This is a genomic window from Rossellomorea sp. GAMAL-10_SWC, from assembly GCF_049568075.1.
In the GTDB taxonomy this organism is placed as follows: domain Bacteria; phylum Bacillota; class Bacilli; order Bacillales; family Bacillaceae_G; genus Gottfriedia.
Genome location: NZ_CP144911.1, coordinates 501,764 through 525,902, shown reverse-complemented (window position 1 = coordinate 525,902; position 24,139 = coordinate 501,764). Strand labels below are relative to the sequence as shown.

Below are 24,139 nucleotides of genomic sequence, written 5' to 3'. Positions count from 1 at the left end.
AATGAGAATAGGTTATTTATCTCTTAAAGAAAGACAAGAAGGTGAATACGTTCAGCATATGGCGAAAGAAGCAAGTAAACTTGGTTACGAATTCGTTCAATTTACCCCTTTTAATATTCAACCAGCTACTGAAGAAATTATGGGTTGGAAGTATATAGCAGAAACAGAACAATGGGAGAAAACAACATTTGAAATACCGAATTATATTTATGATCGTTGCTTCTATTCCCCAAGCATTAAAAGTAAGCAAGCAAAGCCTATCGTTGACTGGCTAAAAAAACGTAAAGACATCACTTTTTTAGGATATGGACTGCCAGGAAAATGGGAAACTTATCAAGCTCTAGCAACTGATGAAAGTTTAAATCCTTATATCCCTAAAACAAAGAAACTATTACACTTAGCTGTATTTTTTGAAGAACTTAGAAAAACGCGCAAGCTCGTCATTAAACCAATCCATGGTTCAAGAGGAATCAATATTTATTTTATTACGTTAAGTGCCTATTCAATCAGTGTTTCAACACAAAAACAAAAGGAAGTAATTGAGACTGTTTACGAAACACGAGATGAATTTTTTGAGTGGCTACAACCGATTGTTGAATCAAAAGGATATGTTTATCAAAATTATCTAGACCTCCAAACAAAATCACGTGAAGCATTTGATTTAAGGATCCTTTTACAAAAAAATGAAAAAGGTGAATGGCAAGCAGTTGGAAAAGGTGTTCGCATCGGTCAGCCTAATTCAATTGTTGCAAATTTAAGTGCGGGAAGTAATGCAGTTCCATTTGAAGAATGGATTACTCAATTTAATCAACGAACTGCTTTAATATTACAGCAAGATATTGAGACAATTTGTAAACAATTACCAGTCACTCTTGAAAAGAATTTTCTTCCTTTATTTGAAATTGGTTTAGATTTAGGCATCGATTCAAATCAAGCCATCTGGATTTTAGATGTTAATTCAAAGCCTGGAAGAAAAGTTCTACTGCAAACCGACCCTTCTATTCAACAAAAGCTTTACTCAGCACCAATTCAATATTGCTTACATTTACAATCGAAATCTAAAAGTGAAAGAAGTGAAATTAAATAATGAATGAAGTTTATAAAATCGTTACTCATCGACAGAGTAAGAATCTAGTATGTATACCTGAAGAGCTTACTACTTCTAGAAATATTGAATATATTGCTTTTGGTCAAAAAAAATACCCTTGTCAACTAGTTACGATGAATACACTTCACAATATTATTTCGATCTCAGAGCATTTAGTCGAAATGCTCTGTATACCTTTTGAAGGTTCTATTGAGCCAATTATTATCGGAAATACATTACAGCTTGGGCCACTAGTCGGAATTTTCACCGCCGGCTTTACTGAGTCACTACTTCGCCCTATCGGTGATCGTAGCTTTATGTTTGCAAACTTAATTGCAGAAAATAATCACAAAAATAGCTTCATATTTGTATTTGGTACTCACGGAATTGATTGGGAATCAGAAACCATTCAAGGTTATTTCTTTACGAATAAAAGATGGACCAAAGAAGTCGTTCCTTTTCCAACAGTTATATATAATAGGTTACCTAATCGAAAAGTTGAGGTTCATAAATCAATAAAACGCGTACGTCAAAAACTAGAAAAAGATTACAAAATCCCATGGTTTAATCCTGGATTCTTCAATAAATGGGACTTATATGTAAAATTGAAAAATGAAGAATCAGTTGCACATTATCTCCCGAAAACAGTAAAGTTCCATAATTTTGACACGATTGAAGAATTATTATCGCAATACCAATTTGTATATGTAAAACCAGAAAATGGTAGTCTCGGTTCAAAAGTTATTTTAATTCGATACCACCGAGAAGAAGGAATTTATTATTGTAGATATCGTGATTTTGAAACAAATAAACTTCAAAAATTCTCATCACTCCAATCTTTAATTAATCATGTTTTTCGTAGCACCAAGTTACACGACTTCATTGTACAACAAGGTATTTCACTAATTCGTTACGAGCATCAGCCTGTCGATTTCCGAGTTCATACAAACAAGGATGCTTTAGGAAAATGGCATGTAACGGTTATTGCCGCAAAAGTAGCAGGAAAAGGTAGCACAACTACTCACTTAAATAACGGTGGTCGAGTGAAAACTCTTGAAGAATTATTTGATCAGGAAAAAGCGAAAAGAATTCATGATAAATTATCTACAGCAGCATTAAAAATTAGTGAATCTTTAGATCGTCAAGTAGATGGCCATATCGGAGAAATTGGATTTGATATAGGTGTTGATAAGGATGAAAAAATTTGGCTATTCGAAGCGAATTCCAAACCTGGAAGATCAATCTTTTCAAATCCTAATTTCCAAGAAAATGACAAACAGATAAAAAAACTATTTTTGGAATATGCTACTCACCTTTCCAAAAAAGGTAATGAACTCGAGGTTTCAATGAAATGATCTCTGTTTTTTATCATCTTGATAAAAATTCTTGGTCGCATGACCATAGTGAATCAAGATATTCCATAGGCCATAATCGGCTTACTATATTACCATCCCACGACGATCGTTCAAATTCCATACAATTTCAGGTAAAAAAAACCGGAACACATTTAGGCCCTATTATCGGTATTTTAACAAACGAAGATCGACTACCTTTTAGTGGAAATATTAAAACCTTTAAAAGAATTTGTAAGAAGGTGTTAACTGAAGGCGGTATACCTATCATAATAACCCCTACCGCCCTCTCTGGTAATTCGGTTACATGTTATACGTTTTGTTTTAAAACAAAAAAATGGCTTAAACTATTTTCCCCTTTACCAGACGTAATTTATAATCGCATCCCATCTGTTCAGTACGAATCTAACGATGATTATAAAAATTTCCGAGTAAAAATCTCAGAACTAAACATTCCTTTTTTTAATGAATCATATCTCTCAAAAATACAAACAACATCAATATTATCTTCAAACGACTTTTTAAAAAGTTATATACCAAAGACAATCAATTTAATTAGCGAAAAAGATTTATATTTCTATTTAAAAAAATGGAAATTTCTATATATAAAGAAACATAATTCTTCAAAGGGATTTGGCGTGTTTAAGCTCTCCTTAAAAAGTGACAAAGAAGTCTTAATCCGTAATGCATTTCATGTAGAATTGGTGAAATCAATTAGTGATTGTTGGAAATTTCTAAGTTCATTAAGCGAGGACTTTATTTGTCAACAAGGGATCGTGAGCGAATTACCTGATGGAAGAAAGTTTGATCTACGAATTCTTGCACATAAAAATGAAAATAATTATATTCTTTCCGGTATCGGTGTAAGAGTAGGAACATTTAATGCTATTACAACTCATGTACCTAGAGGTGGTAGCATTATTACAATTGAAGAACTACCGATTGAATTAAATTTTTCATTATTACAAGAAATAGTCAAACAAACAGGTATTGCATTAAATATGGATGATGCACATTTTTATGAATTCTCAATGGATATCGGAATTCAAAACAATCATTACTATATTTTTGAAATTAACTCAAAACCAATGGTCTTTGACGAAATTGCAATCAAAGAACAAGGACTTGAAAACTTAATTCGACTATTTTATGAACTTTCGAATTTTAAACAGTAGTTAAAAGATTACTGTAACAATGTACAAAAAACTTGAGTCTCAGACTGATTGCAAGCGTTTGTCTTTCGAGGCGCGAAGGCTGGTGAGAAGCGGAGTTACCTTTGAACGGTAATGAGCACCGCTCAGGCAGACGAAGCAACGAAGAAAGCGAACGTTTGTCAACAGTCTGAGCTTTTTTATTTTTATTAACAATGATAAACTAATATGAAATAATGCGTCGGAAGGAAATAAATATGATTGATAAAATTAAGACATTGTTTGGGAGTGAGTCTATTTCAGTCACGCCTGATGAGAGTACATATATGGATTATTCTTGGTTTTCTACTGAGAATCAAGAAATTTTCGGGATTAAAAAAAATTCAATATCAGAGGAACAAAATAACCTACTGGAATGTCTTTTTACAAAATTAGAATCAGATGCAATTTTGATGCCATCTGAACAAAGCGAGTGGTTCCAATATTTATTTTTAAGTAAAGGACATAATCCCTTCTCTTTCGAAACTGGAGCTACTCTCCCTACCTCAATTCGTTTTATTCATTTTTATAGCAATCAGTTATTCTCTAATAAAAATGAGTTTGAAGAAGCAATCAACGCATTCTTTCATAAAGAAGTAATAGTCGTTTGGAATTCTGCTAAGGAAGGCGTCATTATAGAAAAAATAATCGATCAACCTTTTAACAAAGAATTTTTAGAGCATATGCAAGAAATCATTGCAGCTGACTTGTACCATGATGTTACTTTTTTTATAGGAAAACGCTACTCACCACTAGCAAATCTAAGCCTTTATTTTGATATTGAACATCAATGTTTTAAAAAAGCTTTATCTGTAAAAAAGCAAAAAAATATACTTTGGTTTTCAAAAGAAATGCTTTATTATATTCTTTCCTTTTTACCAGATGATTTACAAAAGGAATTACCTAATTTATTTTTGAATGATATGAAAATTGATGACCCAATTCTTTCAACGGTAAAAATCTTTCTTCAACAAAATTTAAATGTTACTGCTACTTCAAAAAAAGCTTTTCTACATCGAAATACTGTTCAATATCGTCTTGATAAGTTTTCGGAACAAACTGGTATAGATTTAAAGCATTTCGAGGATGGACTAGTTATATTTTTAGCAATTCATCTACTTGAGATCGTGAATGAAAATTAATTAAAGCCTATTTTGTGCACCTTGTACAAAGTAGGCTATTTTTTTTGTGAACCTTTGACATTGTTTAAAAACGTTTAAATGTTTACAATTTAATCAATGAAACCGATTACAAATAGTTGGAGGTAATACTGATGGCAGAATTAAAATTAGATCACATTTATAAAATTTATGATAATAACGTAACAGCTGTAAAAGATTTTAATCTTCACATTGATGACAAAGAATTTATCGTATTCGTTGGTCCTTCAGGTTGCGGTAAATCAACAACACTTCGAATGATCGCTGGTTTAGAGGATATTTCAAAAGGTGACTTCTTTATTGACGGCAAGCGAGTAAATGATGTTCAACCAAAAGATCGTGACATCGCAATGGTATTCCAAAACTACGCACTTTACCCACATATGACTGTATATGATAACATGGCTTTCGGATTAAAATTACGTAAGTTTGACAAAGCAGAAATTGATCGTCGTGTAAAAGATGCTGCACGTATTTTAGGTCTTGAGGAATATTTAAACCGTAAACCAAAAGCTTTATCTGGTGGACAACGTCAACGTGTAGCTCTTGGTCGTGCAATTGTACGTGACGCAAAAGTATTCTTAATGGATGAGCCATTATCAAACTTAGATGCTAAATTACGTGTTGCAATGCGTTCTGAGATTTCAAAATTACATCAACGTCTTCAAACGACAACTATTTATGTAACACACGATCAAACAGAAGCAATGACAATGGCTACACGTTTAGTAGTCATGAAAGATGGGATTATTCAACAAGTAGGTACACCAAAGGAAGTTTATGATCGCCCCGAAAACGTATTCGTTGGTGGATTTATTGGTTCACCTGCAATGAACTTTGTTTCTGGTAAGGTTGAAGATGGCCATTTTAACTTTGGCAGCAAAAAAGTTGCTATCCCTGAAGGAAAAATGAAAACATTACGCGATAATGGGTATGTTGGAAAAGAAGTTATTTTAGGTGTACGTCCTGAAGATTTACACGACGAACCAGTATTTATCGAAGCATCTCAAGGTACAGTTCTTGATTTAAAAATTGAAGTAGCTGAGCTTTTAGGAGCAGAATCAATGCTTTATACTAACTTTGAAGGAAATACATTAGTAGCAAGATTAGATGCACGTTCAACATTTACACATGGTCAAGTAATTAAATTAGCAGTAGATATGAACAAAGTTCATTTCTTTGATAAAGAAACAGAATCTCGTATTCGATAATTCAATAATGAATTAAACATAAAATAACGCGGTACCATTTTTAATTGGTACTGCGTTATTTTATTTTCTCAATAATTTTAAGAAAACCTTCGTTACAATCCGGACAATTAAACATATGCGTACAATATTGATTTGAATTATGCTCAGTTAACCCATCAGCCTTTGCTGAAATGTCATAATCTAAATATGGACTATATTTATCTTCGTAATCAACAGCTCTGCCTTTATCTTCACAATGATTTTCACAAATAGGACATTTTAGTTTATAATACTCAATTCCATTGCACAGTGGACAAATACCATCCATAAAAAGCTCACTCCAATTTCATTTACTTCATTAAGAAAGGATGGAGATTAATCTCCATCCCTTATTAGCCATAGTTATTATTTTGTATAACCACCTAAGCTTTGTTCTGCCATTTGAACTAAACGTTTAGTGATCTCACCACCTACAGAACCGTTAGCACGAGCTGTAGTATCAGGACCTAAGTTTACTCCAAACTCAGAAGCGATTTCATACTTCATTGCATCTAATGCTGATTGAGCACCAGCTACTACTAAGTTGTTGCTGCTGTTGTTGTTTGCCATGTTGTCTCACCTCCTTAAGTAGTGTAATGATAGTATGACTCTAATCGATTAACATATGTATGTTTAGCTAATGTAAATTTTGGAAAAAACATTTTAATTGGTTTTTCCGCGTTTTTTACATAAAAAAAGCACTAGATCAACATCTAGTACTAGTTTTCTACACTATATTGTAAATTATTTTATCTTAAAAATTATTGTATTAATTGTAAAAATTGTTTTGTTCTTGCATGTTTAGGATGCTCTAAAACAACGCTAGGATGACCTTGTTCAACAATATAACCACCGTCCATAAAAATGACTTCATCCGCTACATCACGAGCAAATTTCATTTCATGTGTAACGACAATCATTGTCATTCCCTCTTCTGCTAACTCCTTCATTACCTTTAGAACTTCTTGTACAAGCTCTGGATCTAATGCTGAAGTTGGTTCATCAAATAAAATGACTGTTGGTTCTAAGGCTAACGCTCTAGCTATCCCCACACGCTGTTGCTGTCCACCTGAAAGTTGATGTGGTAATAAATTTATTTTCTCTTCTAATCCTACTTTAGTAAGTAAGTCAATTGCATTTTGTTTTGCAACATCTTTTTTTATTTTTTGTACAGTTACTAAACCTTCCATTACATTTTCTAACGCTGTTAAGTGAGGAAATAAATGGTGTTGTTGAAAAACCATACCTGTTTTACTTCTTAAAGAAATAATTTCTTTTTTCGTAACTTTATTAGAAAAATCTAATGTCTGTTCATCAATTGTTATCTTTCCATCTGTCGGATGCTCTAAAACATTAATACATCTTAAAAATGTAGTTTTTCCAGAACCAGAAGGGCCGATAATAGCAGTAACAGTACCTTTTTCTACATTTAAGCTAACATCTTTTAATACTTCTAATTCACCAAAATTTTTTTTAATATTTTCTAGTTTTATCATATGTTCTTCCTCCATTACTTAGCAACATAGCGTTCAACTCGAGCTTCTAATCGACCTTGAATGACTGAAAGGAAGAAGCAAATTATCCAATAGATGAATGCAGCCTCTATATAAACAACTAAAAATTTATAATTCGTTGCAGCTATTTCCTGAGCTGTTCTAAACATTTCAGTTACTAAAATTAATGAAGCCAAAGAAGTGTCTTTTACTAAACTAATAAAAGTATTTGATAACGGCGGTAAAGAAACTCTAGCAGCTTGAGGAATAATAATTCGTTTTAATGTTTGATTATATGTCATGCCGATTGAATAAGCAGCTTCCCATTGCCCCTTATCAATCGACTGGATTGATCCTCTAATAATTTCAGATGCGTAAGCACCAACACTTAATGAAAAACCAATAATAGCAGAAATATAAGGTGATATTGTTACATGTATTGAAGGTAAACCATAAAAAATAATAAATAATTGTACTAAAAGAGGTGTCCCTCTAATGATTGAAACATAAAATTTTGCTATTCCATTTAAGAATTTATTACCTGACAGACGGAAAAGTGCGGTAATAAATGCTAATACAATACCTACTACAAATGTAATAATTGTTAATGGAATAGTACCTATTAAAGCAGTTTTAACCATTGGAAGGAAAGAATCCTTCGCAATGGTTAAATTGTCACTCCACTCTGGGCTGAGTATATTATTTAAGTCCATCTTTACCGAACCATTTTTGTACTATTTCATCATACTTCCCGTCTTTTTTCATATCTGCAAGTGCTTTGTTCACTGCTTTTACTAATGAATCATCATCTTTACGGAACATAAATCCACTGTTAGAAGCATCATTTTCTAATGCTGCAATTTTAACTTTATTGTCGCCAGTTTCATTTAAATAGTTTTGAATTGATAATTTATCGTTGATTGTAACATCAGCACGGCCAGTTTCAATTAATTGAATTGCTTGGCTAAAACCTTCTACCCCAACTAATTTAGCTCCATATTTCTTAGCTAAGTCACCATAATTACTTGTTAAAGATTGAGCAGCATTTAAGCCTTTAATTCCATCAAATGAGTTAACTTTTGAATCAGATTTTACAACTAATGCACCTGATGAAGTGATATATGGATCAGAGAAATAATATTTTTTCTCGCGATCTGGTCTAATACCGACTTCATTTGCAATGATGTCAAAACGTTTTGCATCTAAACCTGCAAACATTGCATCCCATTGAGTTTCAAAATATTTTGGTTTTACTCCTAAACGTTTTGCAACTTCATTTGCTAAATCAACATCAAAACCTGTTAATTTACCAGATTTATCATGGAACGTGAAAGGTGCATATGTACCTTCAGTACCAATTTTTAACTCTCCGCTATCCTTCACTTGAGTTAATAAATCTTTTCCTTTTGCAGTTTCTTCTTTTTTATTTGTATTGCAGCCTGCCATAACACCTGCTGCTAAAAATAACGAACCTAATGTTAAACCAATTTTCTTAATATTCATTCTTTAATCTCCCTTAACCTTATCGGAATTGTTTGTTTTGAATTGTGTGTCTTAAATATATTGCATGTATTAAAAAATTACAACAAAAAAATCTTATATTTTTATTATTTTTCTTTTTGTCTTTTTAATTCTATTTTATTATTGAAAATGAAAGTTGGAAAAATCGGGCGGCTAAGGAAAACAAGAATTTATCATTAACCTAAAATTACCAAAATAAGAAAGTAAAAATCGTAGTCATATTAATTTCTTTAAGATCTAAACTGCATCGTCAACACAAACATAAAAAAACTCGACTCCTAAGAACCGAGTTTACTTTGCAAATTTTGTTGATTTATTTTTACAATTACACTTTGGATTCTTCTATTTTGAACTTCTTTAATGATGAAGGTTAAATTTTTATATTGAAGTAATTCTCCATTTTTTGGTATATGTTTAAAACTTTCAAATAACCATCCACCTAATGTTAAATATCTACTACTAGGCTTTTTTATGTTAAATCGATTAAAAAAACTCGATAAGTCAATTGCGGCTTGGAATTGGTACTCATTCTCATTTATTTGGAAAAAATCATCCTCTTGCTCGTCAAATTCATCTCTAATTTCGCCAACGAGTTCTTCTATTATGTCTTCAAGCGTAACGATACCGGAAGTTCCTCCAAATTCATCCATCACAATAGCTAGATGTGCATTTTGTTTTTGAAGAATTTTTAATACTGTAGAAATTTTCATTGTTTCCATAACAAAAATCGGCTCTCTAATCAGTTCATGAATATTAACTGTTTGTTTTTGTATTAGTTGGGTTAAAAATTCCCTTTCAGAAATTACACCAATTATATGATCAATATCCTGCTCATAAACTGGGATTCTAGAATACCGTTCTTGTAAAAATAAATTACATATATAGTCCACAGATTCATTTATATCAATCGCTACCACATTTGTTCGGGGTGTTAAAATGTCATTTACTTTTTTTTCTTTAAAAGTGATTGTTCTTAAAAATAATTCATCTTCGTACAAGTTAGATTGTTCTTCATCAACAACATCAAATAAATAATTATGAGTTAAAAGATATTTTTCTTTTGACTCTACATTTATTCGTTCATTAGATTTTTTTAAAAAAAGTCGGTTAATAAAGTTTAAAAAATTTTTTATACCATTACCCGAGGGAGCATCTGACAAGCACTTCACACCCCTATAACAAATTTTTAAATTATTAACTATCGACAATCCTTTACAAATATTTAATTTATATGTATTCAATAAAGGTAAAATTATGCAAAAAAAAGCCTCTTACTTTAGAAAAGTAGAGGGGGGAAAATGAGGTTTGTACGAAACGATTAAAAAATAAGCTGATTGAAATAGTTAATAAAATAACTAGTAGAAGAATTAGAACTTCTGCTCAAATCAACCTTACAACCTTATTTTATAATAAAATGAATTGAATTAGAGTTGTAAGTTGTTAACTTTTTGTGAATTATTGTACAAAGTATAACACTATAAGGTTTTAGTATTAATTTGTTTAAGAATCAAAAAAAAGAAGGTATAAAGACTTATGCCTTTATCCTTCTTTTTCATTTTTATCTTTATGATTTTACTGCCTGAATAAACTCATTTTTTTTTATTTCAACTAATTTAACTTGGTGTGAATCTAATTCAACAACTTTGAATTCAAAGTCCTCAAATATGACAGATTCCCCCTGCTTTATGTCGTGATTTTGAGTTAAAATCCACCCACCAATTGTATCAACATCGTCTTCCTCAACATATAGACCAAATAAGTCATTAATTTCAGTAATTAATACTTTTCCGTCTACAATCTTATGTGATTCTGAAATATGTTGAACAGCTGGTTTTTCATCGTCATCATATTCGTCACGTATTTCCCCAACAATCTCCTCAAGAATATCTTCCATTGTTAATAATCCTGCTGTTCCACCATATTCATCATACAATATTGCTAGTGGAATACGTTTCTTTTGCATTAACAATAATAAATCATGGATGGCGATTGTTTCAATTACCTGAATAACTGGGCGAGTAAAGTTTGCGAAATCGTATGTTTTTTCAACTTTTCCATCAAGATAACGAATAAAAAAGTCTTTTACATTTACCATACCTAAAATATCATCTTTATCTTCACCAAAAACTGGGTAACGTGTATATTTTTCATTTTTAATTATTTCAATTTGTTCTTCAACTGGGTCTTCTGCATATAAACCGATAATTTCAGTACGAGGGACCATAATTTCTTTTGCAAGTCGGTTATCGAATTCAAAAATATTATTTAAATATTTATATTCAGCCTGATTAATTTCTCCGCTTTCAAAGCTTTCTGATAAAATAATTCTCAATTCTTCCTCAGTATGAACTTCTTCTGATTCAGATGCTGGCTTAACTCCAAATAATCCTGTAAAAAATCTTGCAGAACTATTTAATGCCCAAATAAATGGATAAGCTATTTTATAGAAAACAATAAGTGGAGTAGCAAGTATTAGTGTGATCGATTCAGCTTTTTGAATAGCAACCGTTTTAGGTGCTAGCTCACCAATTACAACGTGAATAAATGTCATAAATGAGAAAGCTAAAATAAACGAAATAGATTTAGCGATTGTTCCGTTTAATCCAAGAAATTCTACGACTGGGTGTATAAGATGCTCAAACGTTGGCTCACCTAAGTAACCTAATCCTAAAGCTGTAACCGTAATACCTAATTGACAAGCTGATAAATATTCATCCAAACTCGTCGTAACCTTTTTAGCAGCTACTGCACCTCGCTTTTTTTCGGCTACTAGTTGATCAATTCTACTTGATCTAACTTTCACTATCGCAAATTCTGCTGCTACGAAAAAAGCTGTAAGTGCGATTAAAACTGCAATCATAAACAAGTTAACTATGTCCAATGACGAACTCGAGTATATTACTCGAGTATTCACCTCCTGAGAATTTCAATCTACAAAAATATAAAATTATTATTTTACTTACTTTATAGATTACCATAATTTAGTAAAACATACCTATTTTATAGCTTTAATAAATTGTTAAGTTTTAAAATTAATTTAGTCATTATTTTACAAAATGTTTCAATGTTTCAAATAACGGAAATGTATGATGTGACAATGAATCTACTAAAGCATTTTTTTCACAATCATTCATACCCGATATTACTGGTACTAATTGAGCTAATTTAGCTTCAAGCTCAATAATTTGATTTGATATTTGTTGAATTTGTTCAAAAACACCATTTTTTTGATTATAATTAGTTTGCAGTAAATCTTTTATCTCTTCTAACGATATTCTCATTTTTTTACAATGTTCAATAAATCTGAGAGTCTCAATTGCCTCTGTGGAATAATATCGATAGTTTGATTCAGATCGTTTTGCTTCAAGTAATCCTAATTTTGTATAATAATCAATTGTTCTTTTTGAAACTTGAGCTATTTCAGCTAACTCACCAATGCGATACTCGATCCCAAGTGACAACCCTCCCCATTTTAAATAGTATTACTATTATATAATTTAGAAAGTATACAGTCAAACGTTACAGTTCTACATAAATTTCGTCTTCAAAGTAAATACGGATTCGTTATAATTAATGGTTTTTGTTTAATCTTTGTTGTTTTTTAGAAGTTGGTGTGTTGATTTCCTCTCCAGGATGCTCGCTTTCCAAATTTCCATTCCATAATACTTTAAATGGTATGGGTAATTTTTTATTTTATTTGCTATTCAATGGATTTTAATTGTAGTTTTGCTAATTTTATTTGCGATTTTCTAATTTAAATTGCAGTTTTCCTAATTTTATTTGCGATTCTCAGATTTTAATTGCACTCCCCTGATCTTCTGTAGCTTTTCAATAAAAAAGAGGGTCCCCCATAAAACTTATGGGATACCCTCTATTTTTTGAAACTGTTCATTCTCTAAAATCAAATAAGCTAAGGAAAACATCAGTAATCTCAGGATCAAATTGAGTTCCTTTATTCTTTTCTATTTCCTTTAAGCAGTCTTCTAAAGACATGCCTTTACGATATAATCGATTTGAGATCATCGCATCATAGCTATCGGCTATTGCTACTATTCTAGCAGTTAAAGGAATTTGATCACCCTTTAGTCCTTTTGGATATCCTTTTCCATCGTATCGTTCATGATGGTATAAAACGCTATCAAGGATGCCATTTTCATTAAAAATAGCAATATGTTTAATAATGTCATATCCAATCACAGGATGTTTTTTAATTGTATTATATTCATCTTCAGTCAATTTCTCATGCTTCAGTAAAATATGCTCCGGAATTCCAATTTTACCAATATCATGTAATAGCCCCCCTTGATGGATGACTGCACATAGATTTTTAGATAAATTCATTTCCTTTGCAATTTTATAAGCAATATTGGCAACACATTCTGAGTGATGTGCAGTATAGTTGTCTCTGGAATCTAACGCCTTTGAAAGGGCTAATATTAACTCGATCGATCCAGTTTTAACTCTCTGATATTGTTTCATTAAACCGACTGATATGTAAGTGATTAAGTAATATGTAATTAGGTAGCTAATAATATGCCCTGCCTGGGGAACTAAATAGTATCTAGAAAGTACTATTATTGTAGAAACTAAAATGATAAACCAATTAGAGCAGTTGTAAAAACCAAGTCCAAATAATACAGTATCAAGCATGTACAGCAGGTAAAAACTATCACTTTTTTTAGAACAAATTAGATTAAATAATACACTCACCGCAAAAGAAATGTAAAAAGCATAACGAAAATAAACTGGATTGTTAAACCATTTAGAAAACATTTAAACTCCCTTAAAAACAATTTAATCATTAAATTTTCCATTTTCTTCTAAAACTATGCATTTTTATTTTTTAATCAAAGTATTAACCGAATTAATTTATCGTTTGTATTCATGTAAATTTACTAATTTAAGTACTTCAATCAATTACATTCACTTTTTATAAATGCGAAAATTAAAATTTTTTGTGAAATTTTTATTAATTTATTTCATCTTTTATTGACCAACGTAAATCAGTAGTTTAAAGTTAGAATATTAAAAATATAACTAGTGAGGATGATATTTTATGGAACGCGTTTTTAATTTCTCTGCTGGCCCATCAGTCTTGCCTGTTCCAGTATTAGAAAAGGTACAAAAAGAACTTGTTTCTTACGGTACTTCTGGTATGTCAGTAATGGAAATGAGTCATCGTTCGGCTGAGTTTGAAGGAATTATTAAGAAATGTGAAAGCTTATTACGTGAACTTTTAGACATTCCATCAAATTATAAAGTGTTATTTTTACAAGGTGGAGCATCAACTCAGTTTTCAATGATTCCATTGAACTTATTAAGAAAGTATAAAAAAGCTGCTTATCTTAATACAGGAACTTGGTCAAAGAAAGCAATCTCTGAGGCAAAAAAATATGGAGATGTTGATGTTATCGCTTCATCTGAGGATGAAAATTTTTCATATATTCCTAATTTAGAAGATTTAGCCCTTTTTGAACCATACGATTATTTACATATTACAACGAATAACACAATTGAGGGGACAAAATACTCTACTTACCCTAAAACAAATTCTCCATTAGTTGCAGACTTTTCTTCAAATATTCTTTCTGAACCAATTGATGTCTCACAATTCGGTTTAATTTATGCTGGAGCTCAAAAAAACATCGGTCCAGCAGGGTTAACAATTGTCATTATTAGAGATGATCTTATTGGAAATGCCGATAAAAATTGCCCGACAATGCTCGACTACAAAACACATGTAGAAGCTTCTTCACTTTATAATACACCTCCTACTTTCAGCATTTATGTAGCGATGCTAGTTTTAGAATGGATTAAAGAATCAGGTGGTTTAAATCGTATTTATCAAACTAATCTTTTAAAAGCTCAATTATTATATGATTTTATCGATCAATCTGACTTGTTCTCTTCACCAGTTAAAAAAGAGAATAGATCACTAATGAATATTCCATTTACATCAACTTCTGATGAATTAAATAAGCAATTTCTTGCTCAGGCAAATTCAGCTGGCTTGGTGAATCTTGAAGGTCATCGATCAGTTGGTGGAATGCGAGCTAGTATTTATAATGCGATGCCATTAGAAGGTGTTGAGAAATTAGTTCATTTTATGAGTCAATTTGAAAAGAAAATAGTAGAGGAGATTGTAAGATGATAAAAATTCAAACATTAAATAATATTTCTGAGCACGGAATGAAAGAATTTCCTTTGGAAAACTATACGATTAACAATCAATTAAATGAACCGGATGGAATTCTTTTAAGAAGCCATAGTATGCATGAAATGAGCATTCCAAGCAGTGTTAAAGCAATCGCAAGGGCTGGCGCTGGTGTCAATAATATTCCAATTGATGAATGTACTTCAAGAGGTATTGTTGTATTTAATACGCCTGGTGCAAATGCAAATGCAGTTAAAGAACTAGTTCTGACAAGTTTATTCCTTTCTTCACGACGAATTATTGAAGGAATTGAGTGGACTCGTTCATTATTTGGTGAAGAAAATGTTTCTAAAATTGTCGAAGCTGGTAAAAAAGAATTTGCAGGAGCAGAGATCGCAGGAAAGAAATTAGGTATTATTGGTTTAGGAGCAATTGGTGCACTTGTAGCAAATGATGCGCTTGCGTTGGATATGGAAGTATATGGTTATGACCCTTATATTTCAGTCGAAACTGCATGGCGATTATCTAGGAATGTGCAACGAATCGATAATTTAGAGCAAATTTTTTCAACATGCGATTATATAACAATCCATGTGCCTTTAACACCTGAAACAAAAGGATTTGTGAATGAAAAACTTTTATCAGGAATGAAAAAGGGAGCAAGATTACTTAATTTTTCACGTTCTGAATTAGTAGATGATGTTGCGCTTGAATATGCGCTGAATAACGGGACTGTAGGGGTTTATGTGACAGATTTTCCAAATGAAAAAGTGATTGGCATGAAGAATGTCATTCCAATTCCTCATTTAGGAGCATCAACAACTGAATCAGAAGAAAACTGTGCCCGAATGGCAGCAAAACAATTAAAAAATTATTTAGAAACAGGTAATATTAAAAACTCCGTTAATTTTCCAAATGTAGAATTACCTTATACAGGGAAAAAACGTATTACGATTGCACATAAAAACATTCCAAATATGGTCGGTCAAATTACAGGATTACTAGCAAACTATCAAGTAAATATTGCTGATATGCTTAACCGAAGTAAAGGTGCTTTTGCTTATACAATGATTGACCTTGATGAAACGATCAACGGACCAGTTGAACAGTCGTTAAAAGATATTGAGGGTATAATTTCAGTAAGAATCATCTAACCATATAAAAGCGGTAGGATCATTAAGAGTCCTACCGCTTTTTTATTTATTTTTTATTCAAAACAATTTTCAATAATTGTCGCAACGCCTTCTCCGCCACCAATACATAAGGTTGCAAGGCCGTACTGTGTCTCTCTTCTCTTCATTTCATGAATCAATGTAACTAGTATTCTAGTTCCACTTGCACCAATTGGATGTCCAAGTGCAATCGAACCTCCATTTACATTGACAATATTTTCATCAAAACCGCATTCCTTCATGACAGAAAGCGATTGCACAGCAAATGCTTCGTTCGCTTCAATCAAACCTATTTCACTTAATTCAATCGATGATTTTTCAATTGCTTTTTTAGCTGCAAATGCTGCTCCAATTCCCATTATACTCGGATCAACGCCTGCACTACTATTTGCATTTATTTTTACTAATGGTTTAATACCTAGTTCTCTTGCTTTACTTTCACTCATTAATACAACTGCTGCTGCGCCATCATTTATACCTGAGGCATTTGCTGCTGTAACTGTTCCATTTTTTTCGAAGGCTGGTCTCAAGGGTGAAATTTTCTCCAATGTAGCACCAAATTTTGGATATTCATCCTCTTTAAAAATGATTGGATCCTTTTTTCGTTGTGGAATTTCAATCGCAACAATTTCATCTTCAAATTTTCCGGCCTTCATTGCATTTTCGGCTTTTTGTTGACTATTTACCGCAAACTCATCCTGTTTTTCTCTAGAAACTTCATAACGAACTGCTAAGTTTTCAGCTGTGTTTCCCATGTGATAATCATTAAACGCACACCATAGTCCGTCTGCAACCATACTATCAACAATCTTTTGATCGCCCATTCTATATCCATCTCTTGCGCCTTTAAGTAAATAAGGAGCTTGACTCATATTTTCCATACCGCCAGCAACTATAATGTCAGCATCGCCTGCTATAATTGCTTGAGTTGCTAAATGGACTGATTTTAATCCAGAACCACAAACTTTATTTATTGTCATTGCTGAGACAGTATTTGGAATTCCAGCCTTTAATGCTGATTGTCTAGCCGGATTTTGACCTAAACCAGCCTGAAGTACATTTCCCATTATGACTTCATCAACTTGACTTTCTTGAATACCCGCTCTATTAATCGCTTCTTTAATAACTTTAGCGCCTAATTCTACTGCACTTACATCTTTCAATGTACCACTGAAATTTCCGATTGCAGTTCTAACAGCACTAACAATTACAACGTTCTCACTCATTTTATTTCCCCCTTTTTATTTCATCCTAATTAACCAAACGACATGAAATCCTTTAACTTTTTATGTTATAAGCTTTACATTTTTCATAAAAAGTTGACTTACTTATTTCTAATAATTTTGCAGCTTCAATTTTATTACCTTGAGATTCAAATAGAGCTCTCTTAATAGCTTCCTTTTCGGTCTCTTCAATCATTTCTTTTAACGATTTTAAGGAATTTTGATAGTTTAATTGAGATGCATTTTTTTCGAATTCAACTATATTTTTTTGATTGGTTGGATTTTCATATAAATAAAGAGGTAATTGCTTTGGTGTAATCACTTTACCATTTAGGACATTTATGCATCTCTCAAGTACGTTTTCTAGTTCTCGAATATTTCCTGGCCAATGATGTGACTTAAGAATTTGAAAAACTTCATTTGAAATTTGAATTCCGTTTCGATGAAATTTCCTTTCGAGTTTTTTTATTAACGAATCTGCTATGAGAGGTAAATCATTTATCCTTGATCTAAGTGGAGGAATGTCTATTTTAATTACATTTAAACGGTAATACAAATCCTGACGAAATTCTTTTAATACTACCATCTTCTCAAGATTTCGATGCGTAGCGGCAATAACTCTTACATCAATGGAAATAGGAGAACTTCCACCAACTCTTTCAATCTCTCTTTCTTGAAGTACTCGCAGTAATTTACTTTGCATATGCAAAGACATATCACCAATCTCATCTAGGAAAATCGTTCCTCGGTTCGCAATCTCAAATTTTCCTTTTTTCCCGCCTCTTTTTGCGCCTGTAAAAGCACCTTCTTCATAACCAAAAAGCTCTGATTCTAGTAAATGCTCTGGAATTGAAGCACAATTTACTCTTACGAATGGAAAGTTTCTTCTTGGACTAGAATCGTGAATTGCATGTGCAAATAATTCCTTACCTGTACCAGATTCCCCAATAAGTAAGATTGCAGATGAACTTGCAGATACTTGCTCTGCCAAATTTTTTGCAGCATTAAAGACTGGCGTATCACCAATTATTTGATTGAAGCTATATTTACTATTTAATTCTTTCTCAAATTTTCTTTTATAATAGTTTAATTCTTCTACTAAAGGTTCTACTTTTTTAGAATACTCAATCCAATCTTGCGCATTTCGGAACATTACCGTACCGACAGCACCTACTAATTCATCCCCTACATACAGCGGATAACGATTTGCTACCATTTCTGTATTTTTTATTGGATGAATCTCCGCTACTTCTGCCTGACCAGTTTTAGCGACTATATGCATTCTAGAGTTTTCAATTACATCTACTACAGGCATACCAATCACTTCATGAGCAGATCGACCAACAAACTCACAATACGATTCATTCATATACAAAACATTTCCTTCACGATTAACGACAACAATCCACTCAGTTGCAAGATTAATAATCTCGGAAATCCATTCAAAAGGAAGACTCTCTAACATACTATTCATACCATACCTCACTTAAAGTAGTAGGAACTAGAAAGGATAAGAGCAGGAATCTCCCCCTGCTCAAAACAAATCTTTCGCACTTATCCTACTGAACTGTATATCCTGCATCTATTACATTCGCTTGACCTGTAACCCCGCCAGTATATTCACTAGCAAGAAATACTGTATAATTTGCAATTTCTTTTACAGTAAGTAATCTTTTTTGAGGTACTAATGGATAAATTACTTCTTCAATTACACTTTCAATTGGCACATTTCTTGTTTTTGCTAAGTCGGCCAACTGGTTTTGAACTAAAGGTGTATCAACATAGCCTGGGCAGATTGCATTGACTGTAATACCATCAGTTGCACCTTCTAATGCAGCAACCTTCGTTAAACCAATAACGCCATGCTTCGCAGAATTATAAGCAGCTTTTCCAGCGAATCCTATCAACCCATTGATCGAAGCCATATTAATAATGCGACCATACTTTTGCTTTTTCATAATTGGAAATACATGTTTGATACTAATAAAAGGTGCAGTTAACATGACCTTAATAAGTAATTCGAATTTTTCAGTAGGGAAATCCTCAATTGATGACACGTATTGTAATCCAGCATTGTTTATTAAAATATGTAATTCACCAAATTGGTCGATTACTTTATGAAACGTGTCAACTACTTGTTCTTCATCTGTAACATCACATGCATAACCAATCGCATTAAACCCTAGCTCTTGTAATGAAGTAGCTGACTTTTGAACATTTTCCTCATTTAAGTCGGTTAAGACAACTGTTGCTCCTTGCTCTGCAAAGGTTTTAGCAATTTCAAAACCAATTCCACTACCGGCACCAGTTATCAGTGCAACCTTCTCAGAAAGCATTTGCTGCATTTGTTTGCCTCCTTTTAAAGATTAGTTCACGTTATTTAATAACTTCGGACTAATTGTAAATGTAGCCTCAGTTTTTTCAGTAATTTCTTGAATCGTTGCTCCACCAACGCATTCTACTAAAACCATTCCATTTTCTGTAAAATCAAAAACTGCTAATTCAGTAATTAGTCTATGAACTACGCTTTTTCCAGTTAAAGGTAAAGTACATGCTTTTTTAACTTTACTTTCACCGTATTTATTTGCATGTTCCATCACTACGACGATTTTCTTCGCACCATTTACTAAGTCCATCGCACCGCCCATACCTTTAACCATTTTTCCTGGAATCATCCAGTTAGCAAGATCACCAGTTTCTGAGACTTCCATACCACCTAAAATAGCTAAATCAATATGGCCTCCTCTAATCATCGCAAAAGATTCAGCGCTATCAAAATAAGAAGCTCCTTTAGCCGCAGTTACTGTTTCTTTACCTGCATTAATTAAGTCTGCATCAAGTTCAGCTTCTGTTGGGTATGGTCCAATACCTAGTAAACCATTTTCAGATTGAAGCATTACTTCAATTCCTTCTGGAAGATAGTTTGCTAATAAAGTAGGTAGTCCAATTCCAAGGTTTACATACATACCATCTTGAATTTCTTTAACCGCAGTTTGAATAATTAATTGACGAATATCTTTCATGTTATTAGCCTCCTATACTCCTGTAGTCATTCTACGTTCAATTCGTTTTTCGTATGTTTCACCGTGGAATACGTGTTGTACATAAATGCTTGGCGTATGAATTGCATCAGCATCAAGTTCTCCAACTTCTACTACTTCTTCGACTTCTGCAATTGTGATTTTTCCAGCCATCGCTGCAAGTGGATTAAAGTTACGAGCAGTTTTTCTAAAAATTAGATTCCCTTGCTTATCAGCTTTCCACGCTTTAACAAATGCAAAGTCTCCTACGATCCCTTCTTCTAATAAATAAGTTCTTCCATTAAATACTTTATGTTCTTTTCCTTCTGCGATTGGTGTACCTACACCTGTTGCTGTGTAGAATCCTGGGATTCCAGCACCGCCTGCACGAATACGTTCAGCTAGAGTCCCTTGAGGAACAAGCTCTACTTCAAGTTCTCCACTTAAGAACTGCTTTTCAAAAATTTTATTTTCTCCAACATATGAAGAAACCATTTTTTTAATTTGTTTATTTGCTAATAAAAGACCAAGACCCCAATCGTCTACTCCACAGTTATTACTTACGATCGTTAAATCCTTTGTCCCTTTATCTCGTAATGCTAAAATCATTTTTTCAGGAATACCGCAAAGACCAAAGCCACCGACAATAATCGTAGCTCCATCATGAATTTGTGAAACAACCTCTTCAACTGAAGTAATTACCTTATTCTTGCCCATTATTTTGCTCCCTTCAAAAGTAAGATTAGTAGTTTAATTCTTAAACAAGTCCTGTAAGTTTAAATACTGCAATGATTAAGAATACTGCAACTGTTTTAATGATTGTTAATGCAAAAATATCTTTATATGACTGGCGATGTGTTAAACCAGTTACAGCTAATAATGTAATAACTGCACCATTATGAGGCAAAGTATCCATACCACCTGAAGCCATCGAAATAACACGATGCATAACTTCAGGGGGAATATTGTATTTATTGATTGCCTCGATATATTTTTCAGACATTGCACTGAGTGCAATCCCCATACCACCTGATGCAGAACCTGTAATACCTGCTAAAGTTGTAGTTGTCACAGCTCCATTTACTAATGGATCCGTAAATGTATGAGAGATTCCTTTACTTACCATTCCAAATCCAGGTAAAGCAGAGATTACTCCACCAAAACCATACTCAGCACCAGTATTCATAGAAGCAAGTAGTGCTCCACCAATGCTTGCATTCATACCTGTCTTTAGATTTGTACGCATATTCTTATAGCCATAAATCATCGCTGAAAGAATCCCAATAACTAAAGCACATTCAACTGACCAAATACCAACAACTGCAGGAATTTGAACAACCCCAAAAGCTTCTAGTCCAATTGATTTAAAGTCAAATCCATTTGGGTACCATTTTGGGAATGAAACAACAAAAAATTTATTTGAAAATCCAACTAATAATAGTGGAACAAATGCTAAAATTTGTTTTAAAACTGGTGTAGGCGTATTGATCGTTAATGAAGGAACTTCTGTTTGAGTTTCATTTGCAGCAGCTAATTCTCCATTAAATCCTAAATAACCTTCACCTGCTTTTTCTGCTTTTTTACGTCTTGATTCTAAGTACCAAAGACCAACTGCAAGTACAAAAACAGCAGCTAAAATACCTAGAAATGGTGCCGCATAAATATCCGTTTTGAAAAATGTAGTTGGAATAACATTTTGAATTTGCGGTGTACCAGGCAATGCATCCATCGTAAATGTAAACGCACCAAGTGCGATTGTTCCAGGAATTAATCGTTTAGGAATATTCCCTTCACGGAATAAGTTTGCAGCAAATGGATAAATAGCAAATACAACAACAAACAAGCTTACTCCACTATATGTTAAAATAGCTCCCATTAATACAATCGCTAAAATCGCTCTTTTTGCGCCAACTAATTGAATAATCGTTTTTGCGATTGATTCAGCAATTCCAGACATTTCAACGACTTTACCAAAAATTGCACCAAGTAAAAATACAGGAAAATATAGCTTTATGAAACCAACCATTTTTTCCATAAAAATATTACTAAAGAATGGAAGAATATAACTTGGTTCAGTTAAAAGTACTGCAAATAAAGCACAAATTGGTGCAAATAAAATGACAGAAAACCCACGATAAGCAACAAACATTAAAAGTCCTAATGCTAATAAAATAATTAAGATTTCCATAATAACCTCCTTGTTATCTTTACGTATTGGCACTTTTTGATAACGCTTTCATTCAAACTTTGTATAAGTTCAAATTCCACTATTTACTGTATTTCGCTCCTTTCAACAGAATGTTCTTCTGTTTTTAATACAAGCAAGTAGTGTGCCAAGTTATTCATGGATTTTGTTCATACAGTTGGAAAACTCTTTGGATTTTGTCTACACTATGAATATTTTATTTTATAATTCTAATAATATTAAGTTAATTTATAATTTTCAATATATTTCATGTAAATTTTTCCGAAATTTCGGAATTTCTCTCCAATAAAATTCCGAAAACCTGGAAATTCCAGAAATTCGGAATTTGTTTTTTGAACATTTTATGAACTTTTTATAGTGAACAATAATGATGAATTAATTTTTCCATCCAATCATGAACTTCTAAAAAATGAAACCCTTCTTTTGTAGCTTTCTCATTACTCAATGATTGATCGCTATAAGCATCAAATGGTGATTGATGTTCGACTGCACCATGAGCGTTAATAATAGCCTTTTTTCCAGTTTCCTTTTCACAAATGTTTATTATTTCTTTAAATGTTATTTCACCATTTGAGCACGCATTAAAAGGACCACTTTTAATCGATTCATTTTCACCTAACCAAAGTAAAAACTCAGTGGTTTCATCAGAATCGATAAAGGTCATCTCTTTGTTTAAATCAGATAGTATTATTTCTTCATTTCTTGAAACTTTATCAACATGGAAGAGTAATCTCTTCGTATAATCATCCGGTCCTAATACGATCGGGAATCTAGCCGCAAACACTGGAAAATTTGCTTCTTGATATAAAACAGCCTCACAAAGACGCTTCCCTTCCGCATAATAATATTCATTATCATTGTTATACTTAATAGGATAATTGTAAGGATCGAAATCAGTTTCCACATGGTTTAATCCCGTATCATAAACCGCTAAAGACGAAGTGAAAATATATCTTCCAACATGATTCGTTAATAGTTTAATAATTTCCTTCGCTTCGTTTGGAGTATAACAAATATTATCATAAACAAGGTCCCATTTATGAGTACTTAAACTAGTTAATGTTTCAGGATTTCGTCGGTCGATTATAAATCTACTAACTCGATCTTCGAAGTCATCCTCTGTTAGTCCTCTTGTTGCGATTGAAACATCATAGCCTTTATCGATTAATTTATGAACGAGTCGTTTTCCGAAAAATCTTGTACCACCTAATACTAAAACCTTTTTCATTTTTTAACCTCCAAACAAAAAAATACCCATTTTAATAATTCGCCATAAAACTACAAATCACCTTTTTTATATAGGAAACTTCTTTAACCATACCTAGCTGCTTT

Annotated in this window: 23 protein-coding genes; 7 read left to right on the top strand and 16 right to left on the bottom strand. The window is 32.5% G+C overall.

Translation table 11 applies throughout. From position 1 onward, the window contains the following. Position 1 precedes the first annotated feature (1 nt). The 5 genes from V5E38_RS02550 (at position 2) to V5E38_RS02530 (ending at position 6,000) form a co-directional block, all read left to right on the top strand. On the top strand, positions 2-1,087 hold the full coding sequence (locus tag V5E38_RS02550; RefSeq protein ID WP_097973775.1) for a YheC/YheD family endospore coat-associated protein: 1,086 nt from the start codon (positions 2-4) through the stop codon (positions 1,085-1,087). Then, the gene (locus V5E38_RS02545) at positions 1,087-2,442 is read left to right on the top strand and encodes a YheC/YheD family endospore coat-associated protein (RefSeq protein WP_499212099.1); all 1,356 of its coding nucleotides are present in this window, start codon (positions 1,087-1,089) and stop codon (positions 2,440-2,442) included. The genes V5E38_RS02550 and V5E38_RS02545 overlap by 1 nt, the downstream gene beginning before the upstream one ends. Then, positions 2,439-3,614, top strand: a complete 1,176-nt coding sequence (locus V5E38_RS02540; protein ID WP_499212098.1) for a YheC/YheD family protein — start codon at positions 2,439-2,441, stop codon at positions 3,612-3,614. Before V5E38_RS02545 ends, V5E38_RS02540 begins: the two co-directional genes overlap by 4 nt. 233 nt (positions 3,615-3,847) lie before the next feature. Next, positions 3,848-4,771, top strand: a complete 924-nt coding sequence (locus tag V5E38_RS02535) for a PucR family transcriptional regulator (RefSeq protein WP_499212097.1) — start codon at positions 3,848-3,850, stop codon at positions 4,769-4,771. A gap of 131 nt (positions 4,772-4,902) precedes the next feature. Then, entirely contained in the window at positions 4,903-6,000 is a 1,098-nt protein-coding gene (locus V5E38_RS02530; protein ID WP_097973780.1) for an ABC transporter ATP-binding protein, read from the top strand. A 55-nt stretch (positions 6,001-6,055) separates the two neighbouring features. Here the strand turns inward: V5E38_RS02530 and V5E38_RS02525 are convergent, their stop codons facing one another. The 9 genes from V5E38_RS02525 to V5E38_RS02485 all read right to left on the bottom strand — a co-directional run bounded on the left by V5E38_RS02525 (position 6,056) and on the right by V5E38_RS02485 (position 13,805). Then, positions 6,056-6,307 carry a hypothetical protein gene (locus V5E38_RS02525; protein WP_499212096.1) on the bottom strand — a complete coding sequence of 84 codons (252 nt, stop codon included), beginning with the start codon at positions 6,305-6,307 and terminating at the stop codon, positions 6,056-6,058. A gap of 77 nt (positions 6,308-6,384) precedes the next feature. Further along, complete coding sequence (locus V5E38_RS02520) at positions 6,385-6,588, bottom strand: alpha/beta-type small acid-soluble spore protein (RefSeq protein WP_097973784.1); 204 nt, start codon at positions 6,586-6,588, stop codon at positions 6,385-6,387. Positions 6,589-6,779: 191 nt separating this feature from the next. Then, a complete protein-coding gene (locus V5E38_RS02515; protein ID WP_499212095.1) occupies positions 6,780-7,514 on the bottom strand; it encodes an amino acid ABC transporter ATP-binding protein in 735 nt (244 codons plus the stop codon). Between the two features lie 14 nt (positions 7,515-7,528). Beyond that, complete coding sequence (locus V5E38_RS02510) at positions 7,529-8,224, bottom strand: amino acid ABC transporter permease (RefSeq protein ID WP_097973787.1); 696 nt, start codon at positions 8,222-8,224, stop codon at positions 7,529-7,531. Continuing rightward, the gene (locus V5E38_RS02505; RefSeq protein WP_419179311.1) at positions 8,211-9,008 is read right to left on the bottom strand and encodes an amino acid ABC transporter substrate-binding protein; all 798 of its coding nucleotides are present in this window, start codon (positions 9,006-9,008) and stop codon (positions 8,211-8,213) included. The genes V5E38_RS02510 and V5E38_RS02505 overlap by 14 nt, the downstream gene beginning before the upstream one ends. A 302-nt stretch (positions 9,009-9,310) precedes the next feature. Continuing rightward, a complete protein-coding gene (locus tag V5E38_RS02500; protein WP_499212094.1) occupies positions 9,311-10,192 on the bottom strand; it encodes a hemolysin family protein in 882 nt (293 codons plus the stop codon). Positions 10,193-10,596: 404 nt separating this feature from the next. Beyond that, positions 10,597-11,913: a hemolysin family protein gene (locus V5E38_RS02495; protein ID WP_499212093.1), complete on the bottom strand. Its 1,317-nt coding sequence runs from the start codon at positions 11,911-11,913 to the stop codon at positions 10,597-10,599. Positions 11,914-12,076: 163 nt separating this feature from the next. Then, the gene (locus V5E38_RS02490) at positions 12,077-12,493 is read right to left on the bottom strand and encodes a MerR family transcriptional regulator (protein WP_499212092.1); all 417 of its coding nucleotides are present in this window, start codon (positions 12,491-12,493) and stop codon (positions 12,077-12,079) included. Positions 12,494-12,920: 427 nt separating this feature from the next. Beyond that, positions 12,921-13,805 (bottom strand): HD-GYP domain-containing protein, encoded by an 885-nt coding sequence (locus V5E38_RS02485; protein WP_335478959.1) that lies wholly within the window; start codon positions 13,803-13,805, stop codon positions 12,921-12,923. A gap of 283 nt (positions 13,806-14,088) precedes the next feature. Between V5E38_RS02485 and serC the strand changes: the two genes are divergently transcribed. Together serC and V5E38_RS02475 are read left to right on the top strand one after the other, a co-directional pair. Continuing rightward, complete coding sequence (gene serC, locus V5E38_RS02480; RefSeq protein WP_499212091.1) at positions 14,089-15,183, top strand: 3-phosphoserine/phosphohydroxythreonine transaminase; 1,095 nt, start codon at positions 14,089-14,091, stop codon at positions 15,181-15,183. Further along, positions 15,180-16,340: a phosphoglycerate dehydrogenase gene (locus V5E38_RS02475; RefSeq protein WP_499212090.1), complete on the top strand. Its 1,161-nt coding sequence runs from the start codon at positions 15,180-15,182 to the stop codon at positions 16,338-16,340. Before serC ends, V5E38_RS02475 begins: the two co-directional genes overlap by 4 nt. A gap of 53 nt (positions 16,341-16,393) precedes the next feature. Here the strand turns inward: V5E38_RS02475 and V5E38_RS02470 are convergent, their stop codons facing one another. The 7 genes from V5E38_RS02470 to V5E38_RS02440 form a co-directional block, all read right to left on the bottom strand. Continuing rightward, positions 16,394-17,584 (bottom strand): acetyl-CoA C-acetyltransferase, encoded by a 1,191-nt coding sequence (locus V5E38_RS02470; protein ID WP_499212089.1) that lies wholly within the window; start codon positions 17,582-17,584, stop codon positions 16,394-16,396. A gap of 52 nt (positions 17,585-17,636) precedes the next feature. Further along, positions 17,637-19,055, bottom strand: coding sequence for a sigma-54 interaction domain-containing protein (locus V5E38_RS02465; RefSeq protein WP_499212088.1), 1,419 nt, complete (start codon positions 19,053-19,055; stop codon positions 17,637-17,639). Positions 19,056-19,140: 85 nt separating this feature from the next. After that, entirely contained in the window at positions 19,141-19,917 is a 777-nt protein-coding gene (locus tag V5E38_RS02460; RefSeq protein WP_499213495.1) for a 3-hydroxybutyrate dehydrogenase, read from the bottom strand. A gap of 30 nt (positions 19,918-19,947) precedes the next feature. Beyond that, complete coding sequence (locus V5E38_RS02455; protein WP_097973804.1) at positions 19,948-20,604, bottom strand: 3-oxoacid CoA-transferase subunit B; 657 nt, start codon at positions 20,602-20,604, stop codon at positions 19,948-19,950. Positions 20,605-20,616: 12 nt separating this feature from the next. Continuing rightward, a complete protein-coding gene (locus V5E38_RS02450; protein WP_025568519.1) occupies positions 20,617-21,318 on the bottom strand; it encodes a CoA transferase subunit A in 702 nt (233 codons plus the stop codon). Between the two features lie 40 nt (positions 21,319-21,358). After that, entirely contained in the window at positions 21,359-22,789 is a 1,431-nt protein-coding gene (locus tag V5E38_RS02445; protein WP_499212087.1) for a GntP family permease, read from the bottom strand. A 370-nt stretch (positions 22,790-23,159) separates the two neighbouring features. After that, a complete protein-coding gene (locus tag V5E38_RS02440) occupies positions 23,160-24,035 on the bottom strand; it encodes a Rossmann-fold NAD(P)-binding domain-containing protein (RefSeq protein ID WP_499212086.1) in 876 nt (291 codons plus the stop codon). Between the last annotated feature and the right edge of the window lie 104 nt (positions 24,036-24,139).